Origin of the sequence: Acinetobacter corruptisaponis, assembly GCF_030053775.1 — a bacterium.
Classification (GTDB): domain Bacteria; phylum Pseudomonadota; class Gammaproteobacteria; order Pseudomonadales; family Moraxellaceae; genus Acinetobacter; species Acinetobacter corruptisaponis.
On record NZ_CP125669.1, the window covers coordinates 667,941 to 682,621 of the forward strand.

Below are 14,681 nucleotides of genomic sequence, written 5' to 3' on the forward strand. Positions count from 1 at the left end.
CGCGATCCTTTTAACAGTCGACTAACTTTTCTTTAGCAATCACAATTCCGTTATTATCTGCATAGATATAATCACCAGAACTGATTGTTACACCACCAAAATACAATGTGATATCGACTTCACCTATGCCTTTACGGTTACTTTTTTGTGGAATTGTAGCCAATGCATGCACACCTAAATCAAGTTCAGCAATTGCATCCACATCACGCACACAGCCATAAATCACCACACCATTCCATTGGTTCTTCACCGCCGATTCTGCAATCAGGTCACCCATCAGGGCGCAACGCATAGAAGCACCGCCATCCACAACCAGCACCTTACCTGCACCGTCAGTTGCCAATAGCTCTTTTACACGTGAGTTATCTTCAAAACACTTGACTGTTACAACCTGCCCACCAAAAGTTTTACGCGCACCATAACTTTTAAAGAATTTTCCATCCAAGCTTGGCGTGACGACTTGCAGGTCTTTCTCAGGATTATCATCTAACAAATCACAGGTTACAAAAGGGATTGTTGCCACTGAAGTTCTCCATTATTAGGTTTGTTGTATACTCAAATTATCATACAGCTTAAATGCAGCTGTTTGGGTCTGGGCTGCGACCAGCATAGTATCCGCCAATTGTTCGGCGGATACAGGCTTAACTTTAAACGGCTTGGTCCAGGCTTTTTCGACCAGTTTATATACGGTCTGAGCCATATCTTCCAACACCCTTACTTCACTGCGCTTACCAATCAACAATGAAGGCTGGAAAATTGAAAGTTTATAAATTGAGAGGCTTTTGAGATATTCTTCCAGTTCGCCCTTTACCTTATTGTAGAAAATTGGCGATTTAGCATTCGCTCCCAAGGCGCTGACAACCAATAAATGAATATTTTTATCCTGAACCAGATCAGCAAAGTGTGCATTGATTTCATAATCAATTGCATAAAATTTTTCTTTTGAACCCGCCTGTTTAATGGTGCTTCCCAAGCAGCTAAACGCATGGGTATGTGAACTGACATCCTCATCATTCAACAAAAGAAAATCTTCCAGAATAAGCTGTGTTACTTTACTATAAGATTTTAATATATCTGAATTTTTTCTCACCACAACAGTGATTGAACTAAAATCATCTGATTGTTGCAACCGCTCCACCAAGGCCTGGCCAACCAGACCCGTTGCACCAATCACGATTGCTTTTTTATCACCTCTATTCATTTTTAATTATTCCCAGCCATAACCAAGCCTAATGTAACGTTTTCTTGCAAGATTATCACCTGTTAAATGTAGTTAAAGACGTTACAAAGCTTGACTTCATGGCCTAGTTTCCTCAAAATATGGCACTTGTTTACGGGCTGGTGAATGTTTCCAATATTTTTTGGTTTAAACTTCAGCCCGCCCAGACCAACTTATTTTCAAGGAGTGCACGAGTGGCAAACTCTGCTCAAGCTAAAAAACGTGCTCGTCAAAACGTTAAAGCACGCAAACACAACGCAAGCTTGCGTTCTATGGTTCGTACTTACATCAAACGTACAGTAAATGCAATCGCTGCTGGTGATTATGCTGTTGCTACAGAAGCTTACAAAAAAGCTGTTCCTGTAATCGACCGCATGGCTGATAAAGGCATCATCCACAAAAATAAAGCTGCTCGTCATAAGAGCCGCTTAAATGCTCAAGTTAAAGCGCTAGCTAACTAATTTGTTGCATGTAAAAAAGCCCGTTTTTCGGGCTTTTTTATTGTCCTAACTTTTAGCTGCATAGGGCTGCAAAGCTGTTCCCCCATCCTTAACGATCTTGATCAGCTTTTGGCAAAACTTATAGCTGTCTTCCAGTAGCCCCAGATCATGAACCCGAGCCTTATTCAGGGTTAACAATGTTTTATGATGCTGGTAACGTTCACCCAGATAATCTTCGTCCTGACTCAAGGCGATCATCATCAACTCAAAGCGAAAGTCCAGGTCAATCTTAATATCTGCTGGCATATCGCCATAGGCCCAGGCTTGTAAAGTTTCCAGCCTGCCCTGCCCCAAATTTGAGAAGATAAAATTAATATAGCCATCAAGGTTTTGGAAAAATTCTTGAATATCGACCTGTGTATCCCAGCGTCCCGTTAATGCAAAACACGGTTCAGTACTATTTTTTAATCCTGTGTTTTTATGCACATCCATAGAACGCAAGCGGAAAATCAAACGCTCAGGCAACTGTTCCTGTAAATGTTGGGGAATAAAATGGTTGGTAAAATCCATTGCAAATGACAACATCGGGCTAATGGTCAGTTTTCTAAGCACCATTTTTAATTGATAGAAAATTCCCGCCTGTTCTTGAGTAAGTAAAAAGCAGCGATACCCTGTGTCTTTAGCTAATTGTGGTTTTCCCAGATTTCCCCAATTGGAAATAAAGTCATGTGCGACATTAAAAACACTCAATTCAAGGTTTTTGGTGTAACTTTGCTGTTCAAACCACTGGCTGATAAGCTGTTCAGCCTCTGGCATATTTTGTGGAATGGGAAATTGGCTTGATTCAACAACCGCCTCAACTTGAGGTTGAGGCTCAGATGATACAGATGCAGGTTCCTGTTTGATCTCCAAAGGTTTTAGCAAATAAGGCTGTAGCATCATCACAACCGCATTTTCTGGCGACTGTAGCTCACCAATTGCCCAGACATTATAATTCGGTTCATAAAAGCCCACGCCTGTTTCATGCACCGCCTCATAAAAGACACGATACATGGCATCATTCTGCTCAACCTGCTCCAAAGCATCGAGCTGGACGACAGCACACGTTTCCTGATCAAATTTATGCCTGATCTGCTGCACCCATTTCTGAGTATGTTCTGAAAAATAGGCTTGATACAAGGGATCACAAACTTTATTTGCAAATGAAGTTAGCCAAGCCTTTAGAGTTCTGCCATGACTTGGTATATGGCTATATTGTTGATGTAATTCAAATGCCACCTGATATGAGTCATCTTCGCTGGGAACCTTGCCTGTAAAGATTTCTGGCTCCCATAAATAAATTGTGTTTAATGACATATTTTTATCCAATTATGCGTCAATCTTATCTTTTTATCTGCCTATAATGACGAAAGAAACAACTTTTTAAAAGTAAACTTTTTATTATTTTTTGAGTGTTGTAAGTAATTTATTATGCTTTAGAAATTATTAATCCTCCTAATAATAATGAATTTATATTGCTTATTCTCTTTCATACTTATTAGGCTTATTGATTCTGAAAACCCTTAATGGTGAGTTCCTGCCTTTCACCACGCCAAATCCATTTCAACTTGCTGTTGACAAAGTCCTCTCCCTCAAACCAGACAAACAGCCCCTCCATCATGTCAGGCCAATCGGACTGTTCAATTTGTTTGTTACCTGAAATGACCGCAACAATTGCAGCGAGAATGGTGTCGTGACTCACAGCCAGACTTAATCCATTCTGTCGAGTGGGATGGGTGTGATAAAGCAGTTCAAGGACATCAAATACGCCTGTAATGGGATGTTTCATCCCTGGCAAGGCATTATTGACAAAACTATTAATAAAACCCAAGGCACCCTGTTTACGGAAATAGGGCGCAGCCTGCTGAATGTCCAGCACAAAGCTGCCTGGTTCAACCAGCAAGCGCTGTTCAACAATTTCAATGGTATGGGTATTGACCGCTTTATGGGTGCGATCGGCACCCTCGATCATCAATGCGGCGGTATCCACGCAACGCTGGATTGGGCTTGAAATACAGTGCTGAATGGCCCGATCGGTATTCTGAATTAAATATTGCCCCCATGCATAGGCAAGCTCCCGACCCTGTTCAGTCAACTGGAGATCATAGCCCGCCAAGCCCTGACCATTTACCAATTCACGTAGCGAGTGGCGGGTAAATAGAGTTACAGGGGTTGAAGCATCGGGAAGTAAATCAATTGCTTCAAACATGCTTTTTGGCAATAAATGCAGGGCCATATTAAAATTTATAAAAGATGAGAATTTAGCCCACTATACCATGAGCTGCTCAACTCTCAATCTAAAATGCCTGAATGACTCAAGGCATCATAAGCAATTTTTTTGCAATCCTGATCTCTAAAGGCGATAAAACCCTTGTTCAGCACAGTCTCCCGCTGGTTGTACTGGAACGGCTTGCCATCCAGCGTCATCAAACCACCACCAATACTTTCCAGAAAAGCCTGTCCTGAACTGGTGTCCCATTCAGAGGTTGGATGAAAGCGTGGATAGATATCAATCTCTCCCTCCAGCATCATACAGAATTTATAGGCACTGCCCGCCTCACGGCGAATAACCTCACGATACTGCAAAATCGGTTCAATAAAGTTTTTGTACTTTGGATTCTTACTATTATGGCTCAGGCCAATTTGAATCGCTGCTTCAGCCACATGTTCTTCAATCTGGTACTGCGACCATTGCTGGCGGCTAAAACTATATTTATAAGGCTGCTGTGAGGTATAACCTATATACATCACCTGCTCACATGGCACCGCAATAATCGCGAAAGTGGTGTGACTGTTTTCAATCAGGCTCAGGTTGATGGTAAATTCATCACGTTCATGGATAAACTCCTTAGTTCCATCAAGAGGATCAAGCATCCAGCAACGTTGCCATGCAGCTCGGGCAGAATAATCACTTTCTTCTGACAACACAGGTAAATCGGGGGTTATTTCCGCCAAGTGGTTTAATAAAAAACGGTTTATCTTAAGGTCAGCCTGTGTCACAGGTGAATCATCACTTTTTTCCTGAATATTAAACTCGCAACCCGCACAATAACTTTGGTATTCTTCCAACAATATTTGACTTGCCTGCGCCATAATTGGCACAAGTTGCGAAATCAACTGATCCTGTGGGGCAAGCGTTTTAATAAACATAGATCAACCTTATGTCATATTCAGATTTACAGCAGCAACCCATCATATTCTTTGATATGGATGGCACTTTACTTGATTTAGCCTTTGACGATTTCATCTGGAATCATTGTTTGCCAGAGCGACATACCCAGGTCCATCAGTGCAGTCTGCAACAGAGTCAACAAACCCTGTTTCAGTTCTACCAACAGCATAAGCATACACTATCTTGGTATTCTTCGGCGTACTGGACGGCGAAAGTTGGTGTTGATGTATTACAACTCCAATACGAACATCGGGAAAAAATTCGTGCCCGTATAGGCTGTCATCAACTTTTGCAACAACTCAAAAATCGTGACTATCGCTGCTGGTTACTGACCAATGCTGACCGCGTGGGGCTACAGCTTAAACTTGAAAATATCGAGTTAAGTCCCTATTTTGAAGTAATGGTCAGCAGTGAGGAACTGGGACATGCCAAGGAGGAAGTTGCATTTTGGCAAAAGCTGCAACAACTGCATCCCTTTAATCCAGCCCAGGCTGTTTTTGTGGATGACACCGTTGCGGTACTCAAAGGCGCAGAAGACTTTGGCATCTCGCAACTATTCAGTATTCTACAACCCTCAAGCGCAAAGCCCGCAAGAGTGGCAACAGAACTCCCTTACCCTGCACTCGACCATCTAACTGAACTTGTCGATTATCTTGACATTAAACTACAGGATACAGATGCCAAAACAGCATGAACCAGCAAGCATGGATGCCATGCGCATTGATAAGTGGCTTTGGGCAGCGCGTTTTTTTAAGACACGCTCCATTGCCAAGGCTGCCATAGAGGGTGGTAAAGTCCATCACCAGAATGAACGCGTCAAGGTGTCCAAAGACGTACGCATTGGCATGGAGCTCACCATCCAGCAGGGTTTTGAGAAAAAAACCGTGATCATCAAGGCTCTTTCTTCGGTACGTGGTGGCGCACCAATTGCCCAGCAGCTTTATGAAGAAACGACAGAAAGTATTGAACGTCGGGAGTTGCATGCCTCACAGCGAAAAATGCATAATCTAGCCCGACCAGATCACCGACCAAGTAAAAAAGACCGTCGTGATATCAATCGTTTTAAACATGAAAATGCTCAATCATGGTCTTACCATGACGAGTAATTTTTACAATAATGGACGCGTCATCTTGTGTCGTACAGACACAGGTCAGATGTAGAATAAACAATGAGAATCTGCCACTATACCCAAGTCCCAACAAGTTGAGATTCAATACATCCACTTGGGTTAGTCGTTAAGAAGATAAAGTTTTGAGGTTTTGAGATGGATGATAATAAAAGTAAGGCGTTACAAGCTGCATTAAGCCAGATTGAAAAACAGTTTGGTAAAAATACGGTGATGCGCCTCGGTGACAATACCGTACAGGCAGTTGAGGCTGTTTCCACAGGTTCTTTAACACTGGATATCGCACTCGGCATTGGCGGATTACCAAAAGGCCGTATCATTGAGATTTATGGTCCTGAATCTTCAGGTAAAACCACCATGACACTACAGGCGATTGCACAGTGTCAAAAAAATGGTGGCACCTGTGCCTTTATTGATGCGGAGCATGCCCTAGACCCACAGTATGCGCGTAAATTAGGTGTTGATATTGACAACCTGCTGGTATCACAGCCAGATCATGGTGAACAGGCGCTGGAAATTGCCGACATGCTGGTTCGTTCAGGCGCAATTGACTTAATCGTTGTCGACTCTGTTGCTGCGTTAACCCCTAAAGCTGAAATTGAAGGCGAGATGGGTGACTCACATATGGGCTTGCAGGCACGCTTGATGAGTCAGGCATTACGTAAAATCACGGGTAATGCAAAACGTTCCAACTGTATGGTGATCTTCATTAACCAGATTCGTATGAAGATTGGTGTAATGTTCGGTAGCCCTGAAACCACAACTGGTGGTAACGCACTAAAATTCTATGCATCTGTACGTCTGGACATTCGCCGTATTGGCCAGGTTAAGGAAGGTGATGAAATTGTGGGTTCTGAAACCAGGGTTAAGGTCGTGAAGAACAAAATGGCGCCTCCTTTCCGTGAAGCAGTGTTCCAGATTATGTATGGCAAAGGCACCAATCAACTCGGTGAACTTGTAGACCTTGCGGTACAGCAGGAAATCGTACAAAAAGCGGGTGCATGGTACTCTTATCAAGGCAATAAAATTGGTCAGGGTAAAAATAACGTGATTCGCCATTTTGAAGAAAACCCACAAATGGCTCAGGAAATTGAAAAGCTTATTCGTGAGCAACTTCTCACCAAAAACAATACTGAAGCCGCACAAACTGAAGATGCAGAAGAACCAGACTTGTTAGAAAGCTAAGCTAGAACGCCCTACGGGGCGTTTTTCTTTCATGAGGAAAATATGTTGAATTCGGAAAAAACTGAAAAGCCCAAAACATTAACAGGTCAGAGACTACGCTCCTATGCCTTTACCCTACTGACCCGCCGTGACTACTCACAAGCGGAGTTAATCACAAAACTCAATCAATATGCAGCTCATCCTGATGAGGTGGCAAATCTGGTGGAGGAATTAGCTGAGCAAAACTATCAGAGTGACCAACGCGTTGCCGAACAGACTTTGGCCAGCCAAATTCGCAAGGGAAAAGGCTTACAACGCATCAAACAGACATTAAAGGCCAAGCAGCTCGATACTGAATTGATTACCGAAGAACTTCAGGATATTGATTGGTATGAACAGGCATATCAACTCAAGGTTAAAAAATTTGGAGAGGCTGTAACCAAGGATCCAAAAATAAAGGCAAAACAAATTCGGTTTTTACAATACCGTGGTTTTGATATGGATGTAATTATGAAAGCGGTTGCCCGAACGAGCGAAGAAGAGTGATTGGTGGCAACCCTACCAGCATGACTTCGGCACATTATAGTTCTACTACCGTTGCTACCTTCCAGTCCTGGCGGGGTTCGTAGAGTACAATTGCGAAGCTACCAGCAGGGCTACCATTGCCTGACAAAGTATAGAGATTTTTACCTGAGTTGCAAGACTTGTCTCTGTTTTTCAGTAAGTTTTTAATTCAACTGCCTAATTCATCATCAATACTGCCACTATATCTTTATAATCGACTTAAAAGCTGTATAAACATTAAACAACAGCCCTCTAATTCTCTTCAAAAGTGCTTGAAGATTGTAAATGCTTATTGCATTTAAACGAGTTGCTGTTTTAATGGCTAAATCAAAAACGTGTATTCGGTGTGTTGCAAGTAAAAAATGAAGACTTGTTCGCCCACAGCTTTGTTTTTCAACTTTATGGATGAATTTTCATGCTAAAAAAGCATTCTATACTTTTTATTGCGCTACTCAGCAGTACGCATTTATATGCCAATGTCCCGATTGAATCTCGTGCCCTAAGCCAACAGCAAGCCAATAACGTCGTTGCAGGTTCTCCAAGTTTAAACTGGGAAATCATGCAAAAGAATCAAAAACTTGAAGAAGAAATTCGTAAATTACGCGGCCAGTTAGAAGAACATGACAATGCAATTGAACAACTCAAGAAAGAGCTTGCCAATCGCTATACAGATTTAGACCAGCGTCTGGAGCTGCTTTCACAGAAAATTGACCCACCAGAAGAAAATACCGAAGAGAATGGTGCTACAGATACCGCTCAGGCTGGAACAGAGGGGACAGCAACCGCAATAACACCCACCCCGCCTCCAGTAGCGGCTGTGACACCTAAACCTCAAGCCCAGACAGAGGCCCCTGCTGCTGTGCAGCCACAGACAAATACGGCAACAACAAACACCACCAATAACCAGATTGAACTCGAAAAGGCAGCTTATACGGTTGCATTAGATGCATATAAACAAGGTGGCGCTAAAAAGGCAATTCAGCCAATGCAAAACTTTATTAAAAACCACCCGAATGGTATTTATGTGGGCAATGCCTATTTTTGGCTGGCTGAGTTCTATTTAGCTGTTGACCCTGTGGACTATAAGGCAGCCAAGCAGAATTACAATATTGTTGCCACACGTTATCCAAACTCAGCAAAAGCTTCACGTGCAGTTTATCAACTGTATAGCATTGCAAAAGATGTAGATAAAAATACAGCCTTGGCAAACCAGTATAAGTCCAAGTTGCTTAGCCAGTATCCTCAATCTGAGGAAGCGAAATTTATTCAGAAAAAATAACCAACTTCCTCCAATAAAAAAGCCAGTTTATGAAAACTGGCTTTTTTATGCTTAGAACAAACTTATTTGATCTTTGCCTTGGATTTTAAATATTCAGTATAGTCTTCCAGAATTTGTTGACCACGGAACTGTTGATAGAGTTTGCTCAACTCATGCATTTGTTCTGGTGGTAACTCACTCGCAATACTGGTGTTCACATTGGAAACAGCAACGATCACCAGTTCATTTGGCAGTTTAGCTGTTGTAGCAGACCACATACCCTCTTTGCCTGGTGCTGGGATACTAAATGCCGCGCGCTCAATCGCACGCTTTAAGCCTTGTGAACGTGCATATGTACCTGCATCTTCAAAGGTTACCTGTGATTTCGCAACCACCTGTGCAGCAGGTTGCGTTTTAAAATCAGCAAGGATGCTGGCAATTTTTGCCTGAGCAGCCTTATAGGCTTTCTCTTCAACCACTTTCGCCTTTACTTCTGCTGTGGCCTGTGCCAATGGCTTGATCCCTGCTGGATGATAGTCACGGACTTTAATCCAGATGGTATCGCCATTTGCCAACTGAATATTTGAAGATGCGTTACGATCACCATTCTTCACATCATCATTAAACAATTTAGCCTTAACATTCAAATCGCTCAAATATGGGTTCTCAGTGGTTAAGGTTACACCTTTAACAGATTCAACACGGGCACCTTTTACTTCCTGTGCAACCGCATCCAGAGAATCACTACCAACCACCATTTCATTCAGGCTATTGACCGTATCACTGAATAGATTCGCCAGTTTGGCTTTCTCAACTTCAGCAGTTAAACGTACCTTTTCTGATTCAAACGACGGCAATTTCACCATTGGAGAATTTGCTTCAATAATGTGATAACCATATTGGGTTTTAACAGGTTTTGAAATTTCACCATTCTTTAATGCATTGACTGCATTGTCAAAATCAGTTGAGAAAACACCTGGCGCATAGGTCGCCACCAAACCGCCCTGAGTTTTAGAGCCTGGATCATCAGAAAACTGAGCAGCGGCATCAGCAAATGTCATGCCCGCCTGAATTTTTGCATAGACTTCATTGGCAAGCTTTTGAGCCGCAGCATCATCACGGGCATCCGTGGTGATCAAAATATGTTTAACTTCACGTTTTACATCTTTTTGCTGTTTTTCAACAAATGCCTTATAAGCTTGCTGTAAATCGGCATCTGTTACTGCAAGATTGGTCGCAGGAAGTAATGCTGGGCTTAAAACCACATAATCCACATCAACACTTGCAACCTGCTTGAATTCATTTTTATGCTTGTTGTAGTAATCCGTGATTTCCTGACTGGAAGCAGTTACACCCTTTTTATAATCATCCAGCTTGATGCTTGCCAAATGCAGGGTACGCTGTTCTGTCTGCAAGTTAGCCAATTGCTGTAGGTCTAACTGACTCACCAATGCATAATCCATCAAGGTGGTTGAAATCATTTTCAAGGCATGGTCCTGACGCAGGCTGGCAATCAGCCCCTGATTGGTCATGCCCACTGAACGCAGGTAATTTTCATAGAGCTGCTGGGAAAACTTGCCATTTTCCTGAAAACTCGGCTGTTGAGCCAACATTTGCTCAAGCTGTACATCGCTTAAAGAAATGCCGAGTTTTTCAGCCTGCTGCAAAAGCAAGCTACGCGCAACCAGCGCATCCAGTGCCTTTTGCTGAATCACAGGCAGGTTGAGCAGTGATTCATCACCCTTAACCAATGATAAATATTGATCTTTATAATTTTTGGTTGCACTTTCTAATTCTTTATTAGAAATATCCTGACCGTTAACCGATTTCGCAACGTCTGCCTTATTGCTACCACTAAAATATCCTTCAATACCTACAAGTGCCAAAGGGGTCAAAAACAAAACTAACAGGACTTTGCCAAGCCAACCCTTAATGACTGTACGAAACGATTCCATAAGAATTCCAATATTTTATTTCGGGGCAATTTTAACTGAAAAAACAAAGCGAATGAATGCAGAATAAGGCTCAAAGCAAATTTTTCATTCAATAAATAAAAAACGCACCCGAAACGGTGCGTTTATTGATTTAAAAAGATTACGCAACTGAATCTTTTAAACCCTTACCTGGTTTAAAGCTAGGCACTTTGCTTGCTTTAATTTGAAGCTCTTCACCCGTTTTAGGATTGCGGCCAGTACGTGCAGCACGTTCTTTAACGCTAAAAGTACCAAAACCAACTAAAGTAACCGTGTCACCGTTTTTAAGTGCTTCAGTGATTGACGCAATTGTTGCATCGAGTGCCTTACCAGCATCCGACTTAGATACTCCCCCTTTTTCAGCAATCGCATCAATTAATTCTGATTTATTCATGATAAAAAATATCCTCTTAATATCGTTTGTTAAGATCCAAGGCTATAGTTTAAAAGGCCATGCCGCCTTTATAGCAATGCTTTAGGGGAGAACGCAATACTAGAAAGACCTTTTAGCCAAAATAAATACTGAAATACGACATAAACAGATGAGTATCTGCGCTTTTTTTTACTTTTTATTCAATTTGGCCTTAAGTTGATTATTTTCTTCGATTAAGGCATCCACCTTGATATGAAGCTGAACCAGAAGCTGTTCAATATGTTGGAGGTCTTTTGGAGTCACCAAACCAATCCGATTTAAGGAATGGTTGACGCCAGTGTCCAGGATTTTTTCCACCTTGTCCTTGGTGTCGGTCACTGACTCTTTGGCTTTCTCTGTGACCTTGCCTACGGTATTGTCTGCAAAGTCCACCGTCTTGGATTCCAGCTCCTCACCGACTTTGACTAGGGAGTCAAATAATTTATTTCCCTCTTCTTCAGCACGTGAAAAAGCACCTAAACCCGCCAGCCAGATTTGTTGTGTATACTTTTTGAAATCGAGTGCAGATTTCTTCGAACTCTTTGATTTTGGCTTAGTTTTTACCTCAGCTTCTTCATTCGGATTTTCTATGTTCGAGTTATCCATTGACCATTGCTCCCAAGCACTTTACAAACAGTATGTCGTATTTAACCATAAAAATGTTTTTATAATATCAAAATTAAGACTTGATCGTTTTATAAAACTGTTCTACAAAGCAACAAAGACCTGTAAATTATTTTCAATAATTGAGTAAGGATGCTCAGGCTTACAAGTCTTGTTGTTTTATAGCGATATTGGTAAGGAAAAATCAATCAATGAATGAAAGCTCAAAATCCAAACATTTATGGCTAAATGTGACATTGATTGCTTTAGAGACTTTTTTTTCCTTTATTTTAACCCACGATGCCACCCTGCGCTTACAGGCACAGAAACTGATCCAGAAAAAAACCACGATCAGGATAAACAGCTACATCCCTTTCTTTGATTTTTACATTCAGTTCACTGAAAAAGGCATTTTATTCGACCTTGCCGCCAATGATCGTACAATTGATATCGAGATCAACACCACGCTGATTGACTTAATTAAAATCTTCATCTTTAGCAATCAGCAAAGTCTATACAATATGCGGATTATGGGTAAGTCCGAACTTACCGCAGACCTGACCGATGTATTACAGCACCTCACCCTGTCCAGAATTTTAGTCAACTGGCGTGAATGGTTCAACCACTTTGAGAATGATGCCGAAGCCGTTGCTTCCCAACAGCGCATTGCCCCACTACTTGATAAAATTGACCAGCAACGTTCTGAAATCAACACTTTACTGGTTGAGGCAAAACAATACCAAAACCGTATTCACCGCATGCAAAAACGCCAGCGCCTGATCAATATTGGCTTTGCTGTATTGAGCTTTATTTTTATTGCCTTTTTTGTTTATAATATGTGGATACAATAATTTCATAATATTTTACTTTTCACGCTGATAATGACAATTTAAAACTTGACTATTTTAGTCGGAATTCATAAAATTTAGTCATCTAGTCTAACCATGTGTACCGAATCATGCGTCTTACAACTCGCGGTCGTTACGCAGTGACTGCTCTACTTGATTTAGCTTTGCAGCCAACTGAACAAACGATCACGCTTGCGGAAATAGCAGCTCGCCAATCTATCTCAGTCGCTTATCTAGAACAGTTATTCGCAAAACTTAAGCGTCATGGGTTAGTTTCAAGCGTTCGTGGTGCAAATGGTGGATATCACCTTGCTCGACATGCAAGTGAAATCACGGTGCTAGAAATTATTGAAGCTGTAAATGAAACTGTCGATGCGACCCGTTGTGACCATAAAGGCAACTGCCAAAATGGTGCAATGTGTTTGACACACGACTTATGGCAAGAACTCTCCCACCATATTGCCGATTATCTTGCGAAAATCACCCTTGCCGACCTTATTTCACGTGACAATGTTCAAACCGTTGCCCTGCGTCAAAATTCAGCAAGTTTAGATTCAGCCCTTCTATCGGTTACAGGTATTTGACATGAAACGTCCAATTTATCTTGATTACGCAGCAACCACACCTGTGCTCCCTGAAGTTGCAGAACGTATGATGGAATGTTTAACGTTCGAAGGGACATTCGGTAATCCAGCATCACGTTCGCATGCTTATGGTTGGCAGGCTGAAGAAAAGGTTGAGTATGCTCGTGAGCAGGTTGCAAACCTAGTTAAAGCTGATCCCCGTGAAATTGTCTGGACTTCTGGTGCAACTGAGTCTGACAACTTGGCACTTAAAGGAATTGCCCAGTTCTATGGTTCAAAGGGCAAACACATTATTACCAGTAAAATCGAACACAAAGCAGTGTTGGATACTTGCCGCGAGCTTGAAGAACAAGGTTTCGAAATTACCTATTTAGAGCCAGAACCACGTACAGGTTTAATTACACCTGAGATGGTGAAAGCAGCATTACGCCCAGATACAATTCTTGTGTCACTGATGATGGTCAACAACGAAATTGGTACTGTGACTGATGTTGCTGCAATTGGTGAACTCACCCGTGCCAACAAGACATTCTTGCACGTTGATGCGGCACAGGCTGCTGGTAAAGTTGAAATTGACCTTTCCACCATGAAAGTGGACCTGATGAGTTTCTCTGGTCATAAAGCTTATGGTCCTAAAGGCATCGGTGCCCTTTTTGTTCGCCGTAGCCCACGTGTTCGCCTAAAAGCGCAAATGCACGGTGGTGGTCATGAACGTGGCATGCGTTCTGGTACTTTAGCGACCCACCAGATTGTAGGCATGGGTGAAGCGTTTGAAATTGCAGGCAAGACCATGCAGGCAGAACAGGAACGCATTCGCAAATTACGTGACAAACTCTGGAATGGCTTTCAAGACCTTGAACAAGTGTTCTTAAATGGTCATCCAACACAAAACGTTGCAAATTACCTCAATGTCAGCTTTAACTTCGTTGAAGGTGAATCGTTGATGATGGCACTGAAAGACCTCGCTGTTTCAAGTGGTTCTGCATGTACCTCTGCAACCTTAGAACCATCATACGTATTGCGTGCTTTAGGTTTGTCTGATGAGTTGGCGCACAGCTCAATCCGTTTCAGTTTTGGTAAATATACCACTGAAGCAGATATTGACCACGTATTGACCCTTACCAAGGCTGCTGTAGAGAAATTGCGTGAACTTTCTCCGCTTTGGGATATGTACAAAGAAGGTATTGACCTTTCAACAGTTGAATGGGCTGAACACTAATTCATTGAGCTTTTAATTGAACTCTTCATTGAAAACAGTGTTTTAACCCTCATATTAAT

General features: G+C 42.0%; 17 protein-coding genes and 1 other RNA gene. 9 read left to right on the forward strand and 9 right to left on the reverse strand.

Going from position 1 to position 14,681, the window contains the following annotated elements; translation table 11 throughout:
• Window positions 1-10: 10 nt before the first annotated feature.
• Both rraA and QLH32_RS03350 read right to left on the reverse strand, forming a co-directional pair.
• Entirely contained in the window at window positions 11-523 is a 513-nt protein-coding gene (gene rraA, locus QLH32_RS03345; RefSeq protein ID WP_283268076.1) for a ribonuclease E activity regulator RraA, read from the reverse strand.
• Window positions 524-538: 15 nt separating this feature from the next.
• Entirely contained in the window at window positions 539-1,201 is a 663-nt protein-coding gene (locus QLH32_RS03350; RefSeq protein WP_283268077.1) for an NAD(P)H-binding protein, read from the reverse strand.
• Window positions 1,202-1,413: 212 nt separating this feature from the next.
• On the opposite strand from QLH32_RS03350, the gene rpsT reads away from it, so the two are divergent.
• Window positions 1,414-1,680: a 30S ribosomal protein S20 gene (rpsT, locus tag QLH32_RS03355; protein ID WP_267979727.1), complete on the forward strand. Its 267-nt coding sequence runs from the start codon at window positions 1,414-1,416 to the stop codon at window positions 1,678-1,680.
• 45 nt (window positions 1,681-1,725) lie between these two features.
• Here rpsT and QLH32_RS03360 read toward each other — a convergent pair whose 3' ends face one another.
• The 3 genes from QLH32_RS03360 to QLH32_RS03370 all read right to left on the reverse strand — a co-directional run bounded on the left by QLH32_RS03360 (window position 1,726) and on the right by QLH32_RS03370 (window position 4,848).
• Window positions 1,726-3,015, reverse strand: coding sequence for a hypothetical protein (locus QLH32_RS03360; protein ID WP_283268078.1), 1,290 nt, complete (start codon window positions 3,013-3,015; stop codon window positions 1,726-1,728).
• Window positions 3,016-3,202: 187 nt separating this feature from the next.
• Window positions 3,203-3,934, reverse strand: coding sequence for a histidine phosphatase family protein (locus tag QLH32_RS03365; RefSeq protein WP_283268079.1), 732 nt, complete (start codon window positions 3,932-3,934; stop codon window positions 3,203-3,205).
• Window positions 3,935-3,990: 56 nt separating this feature from the next.
• On the reverse strand, window positions 3,991-4,848 hold the full coding sequence (locus QLH32_RS03370) for a 3'(2'),5'-bisphosphate nucleotidase CysQ family protein (protein WP_283268080.1): 858 nt from the start codon (window positions 4,846-4,848) through the stop codon (window positions 3,991-3,993).
• An 11-nt stretch (window positions 4,849-4,859) separates the two neighbouring features.
• On the opposite strand from QLH32_RS03370, the gene QLH32_RS03375 reads away from it, so the two are divergent.
• The 4 genes from QLH32_RS03375 (at window position 4,860) to QLH32_RS03390 (ending at window position 7,707) form a co-directional block, all read left to right on the forward strand.
• A complete protein-coding gene (locus tag QLH32_RS03375) occupies window positions 4,860-5,564 on the forward strand; it encodes an HAD-IA family hydrolase (protein ID WP_283268082.1) in 705 nt (234 codons plus the stop codon).
• Window positions 5,548-5,976, forward strand: coding sequence for an RNA-binding S4 domain-containing protein (locus tag QLH32_RS03380; RefSeq protein ID WP_283268083.1), 429 nt, complete (start codon window positions 5,548-5,550; stop codon window positions 5,974-5,976). Before QLH32_RS03375 ends, QLH32_RS03380 begins: the two co-directional genes overlap by 17 nt.
• Before the next feature lie 159 nt (window positions 5,977-6,135).
• Complete coding sequence (gene recA, locus QLH32_RS03385; RefSeq protein ID WP_267979733.1) at window positions 6,136-7,182, forward strand: recombinase RecA; 1,047 nt, start codon at window positions 6,136-6,138, stop codon at window positions 7,180-7,182.
• Between the two features lie 42 nt (window positions 7,183-7,224).
• Entirely contained in the window at window positions 7,225-7,707 is a 483-nt protein-coding gene (locus QLH32_RS03390) for a regulatory protein RecX (protein WP_283268085.1), read from the forward strand.
• A 10-nt stretch (window positions 7,708-7,717) separates the two neighbouring features.
• Here QLH32_RS03390 and ffs read toward each other — a convergent pair.
• An RNA gene (gene ffs, locus QLH32_RS03395) (signal recognition particle sRNA small type) lies at window positions 7,718-7,814 on the reverse strand.
• 326 nt (window positions 7,815-8,140) lie between these two features.
• Here ffs and QLH32_RS03400 point away from each other — a divergent pair.
• Window positions 8,141-9,004: a YbgF trimerization domain-containing protein gene (locus QLH32_RS03400; protein ID WP_283268086.1), complete on the forward strand. Its 864-nt coding sequence runs from the start codon at window positions 8,141-8,143 to the stop codon at window positions 9,002-9,004.
• 62 nt (window positions 9,005-9,066) lie between these two features.
• Here QLH32_RS03400 and QLH32_RS03405 read toward each other — a convergent pair whose 3' ends face one another.
• The 3 genes from QLH32_RS03405 to QLH32_RS03415 all read right to left on the reverse strand — a co-directional run bounded on the left by QLH32_RS03405 (window position 9,067) and on the right by QLH32_RS03415 (window position 11,974).
• Window positions 9,067-10,938, reverse strand: a complete 1,872-nt coding sequence (locus QLH32_RS03405) for a SurA N-terminal domain-containing protein (RefSeq protein ID WP_283268087.1) — start codon at window positions 10,936-10,938, stop codon at window positions 9,067-9,069.
• A gap of 139 nt (window positions 10,939-11,077) precedes the next feature.
• Entirely contained in the window at window positions 11,078-11,350 is a 273-nt protein-coding gene (locus QLH32_RS03410) for an HU family DNA-binding protein (protein ID WP_004759870.1), read from the reverse strand.
• Window positions 11,351-11,518: 168 nt separating this feature from the next.
• Complete coding sequence (locus tag QLH32_RS03415; protein ID WP_004807968.1) at window positions 11,519-11,974, reverse strand: phasin family protein; 456 nt, start codon at window positions 11,972-11,974, stop codon at window positions 11,519-11,521.
• Window positions 11,975-12,183: 209 nt separating this feature from the next.
• Here QLH32_RS03415 and QLH32_RS03420 point away from each other — a divergent pair, with 209 nt between their 5' ends.
• The 3 genes from QLH32_RS03420 (at window position 12,184) to QLH32_RS03430 (ending at window position 14,622) form a co-directional block, all read left to right on the forward strand.
• Window positions 12,184-12,822, forward strand: coding sequence for a hypothetical protein (locus QLH32_RS03420; protein WP_283268090.1), 639 nt, complete (start codon window positions 12,184-12,186; stop codon window positions 12,820-12,822).
• A gap of 107 nt (window positions 12,823-12,929) precedes the next feature.
• Window positions 12,930-13,403, forward strand: coding sequence for an Rrf2 family transcriptional regulator (locus QLH32_RS03425; protein ID WP_267979738.1), 474 nt, complete (start codon window positions 12,930-12,932; stop codon window positions 13,401-13,403).
• Between the two features lies 1 nt (window position 13,404).
• The gene (locus QLH32_RS03430) at window positions 13,405-14,622 is read left to right on the forward strand and encodes an IscS subfamily cysteine desulfurase (RefSeq protein WP_267979739.1); all 1,218 of its coding nucleotides are present in this window, start codon (window positions 13,405-13,407) and stop codon (window positions 14,620-14,622) included.
• The last annotated feature ends 59 nt before the right edge of the window (window positions 14,623-14,681 follow it).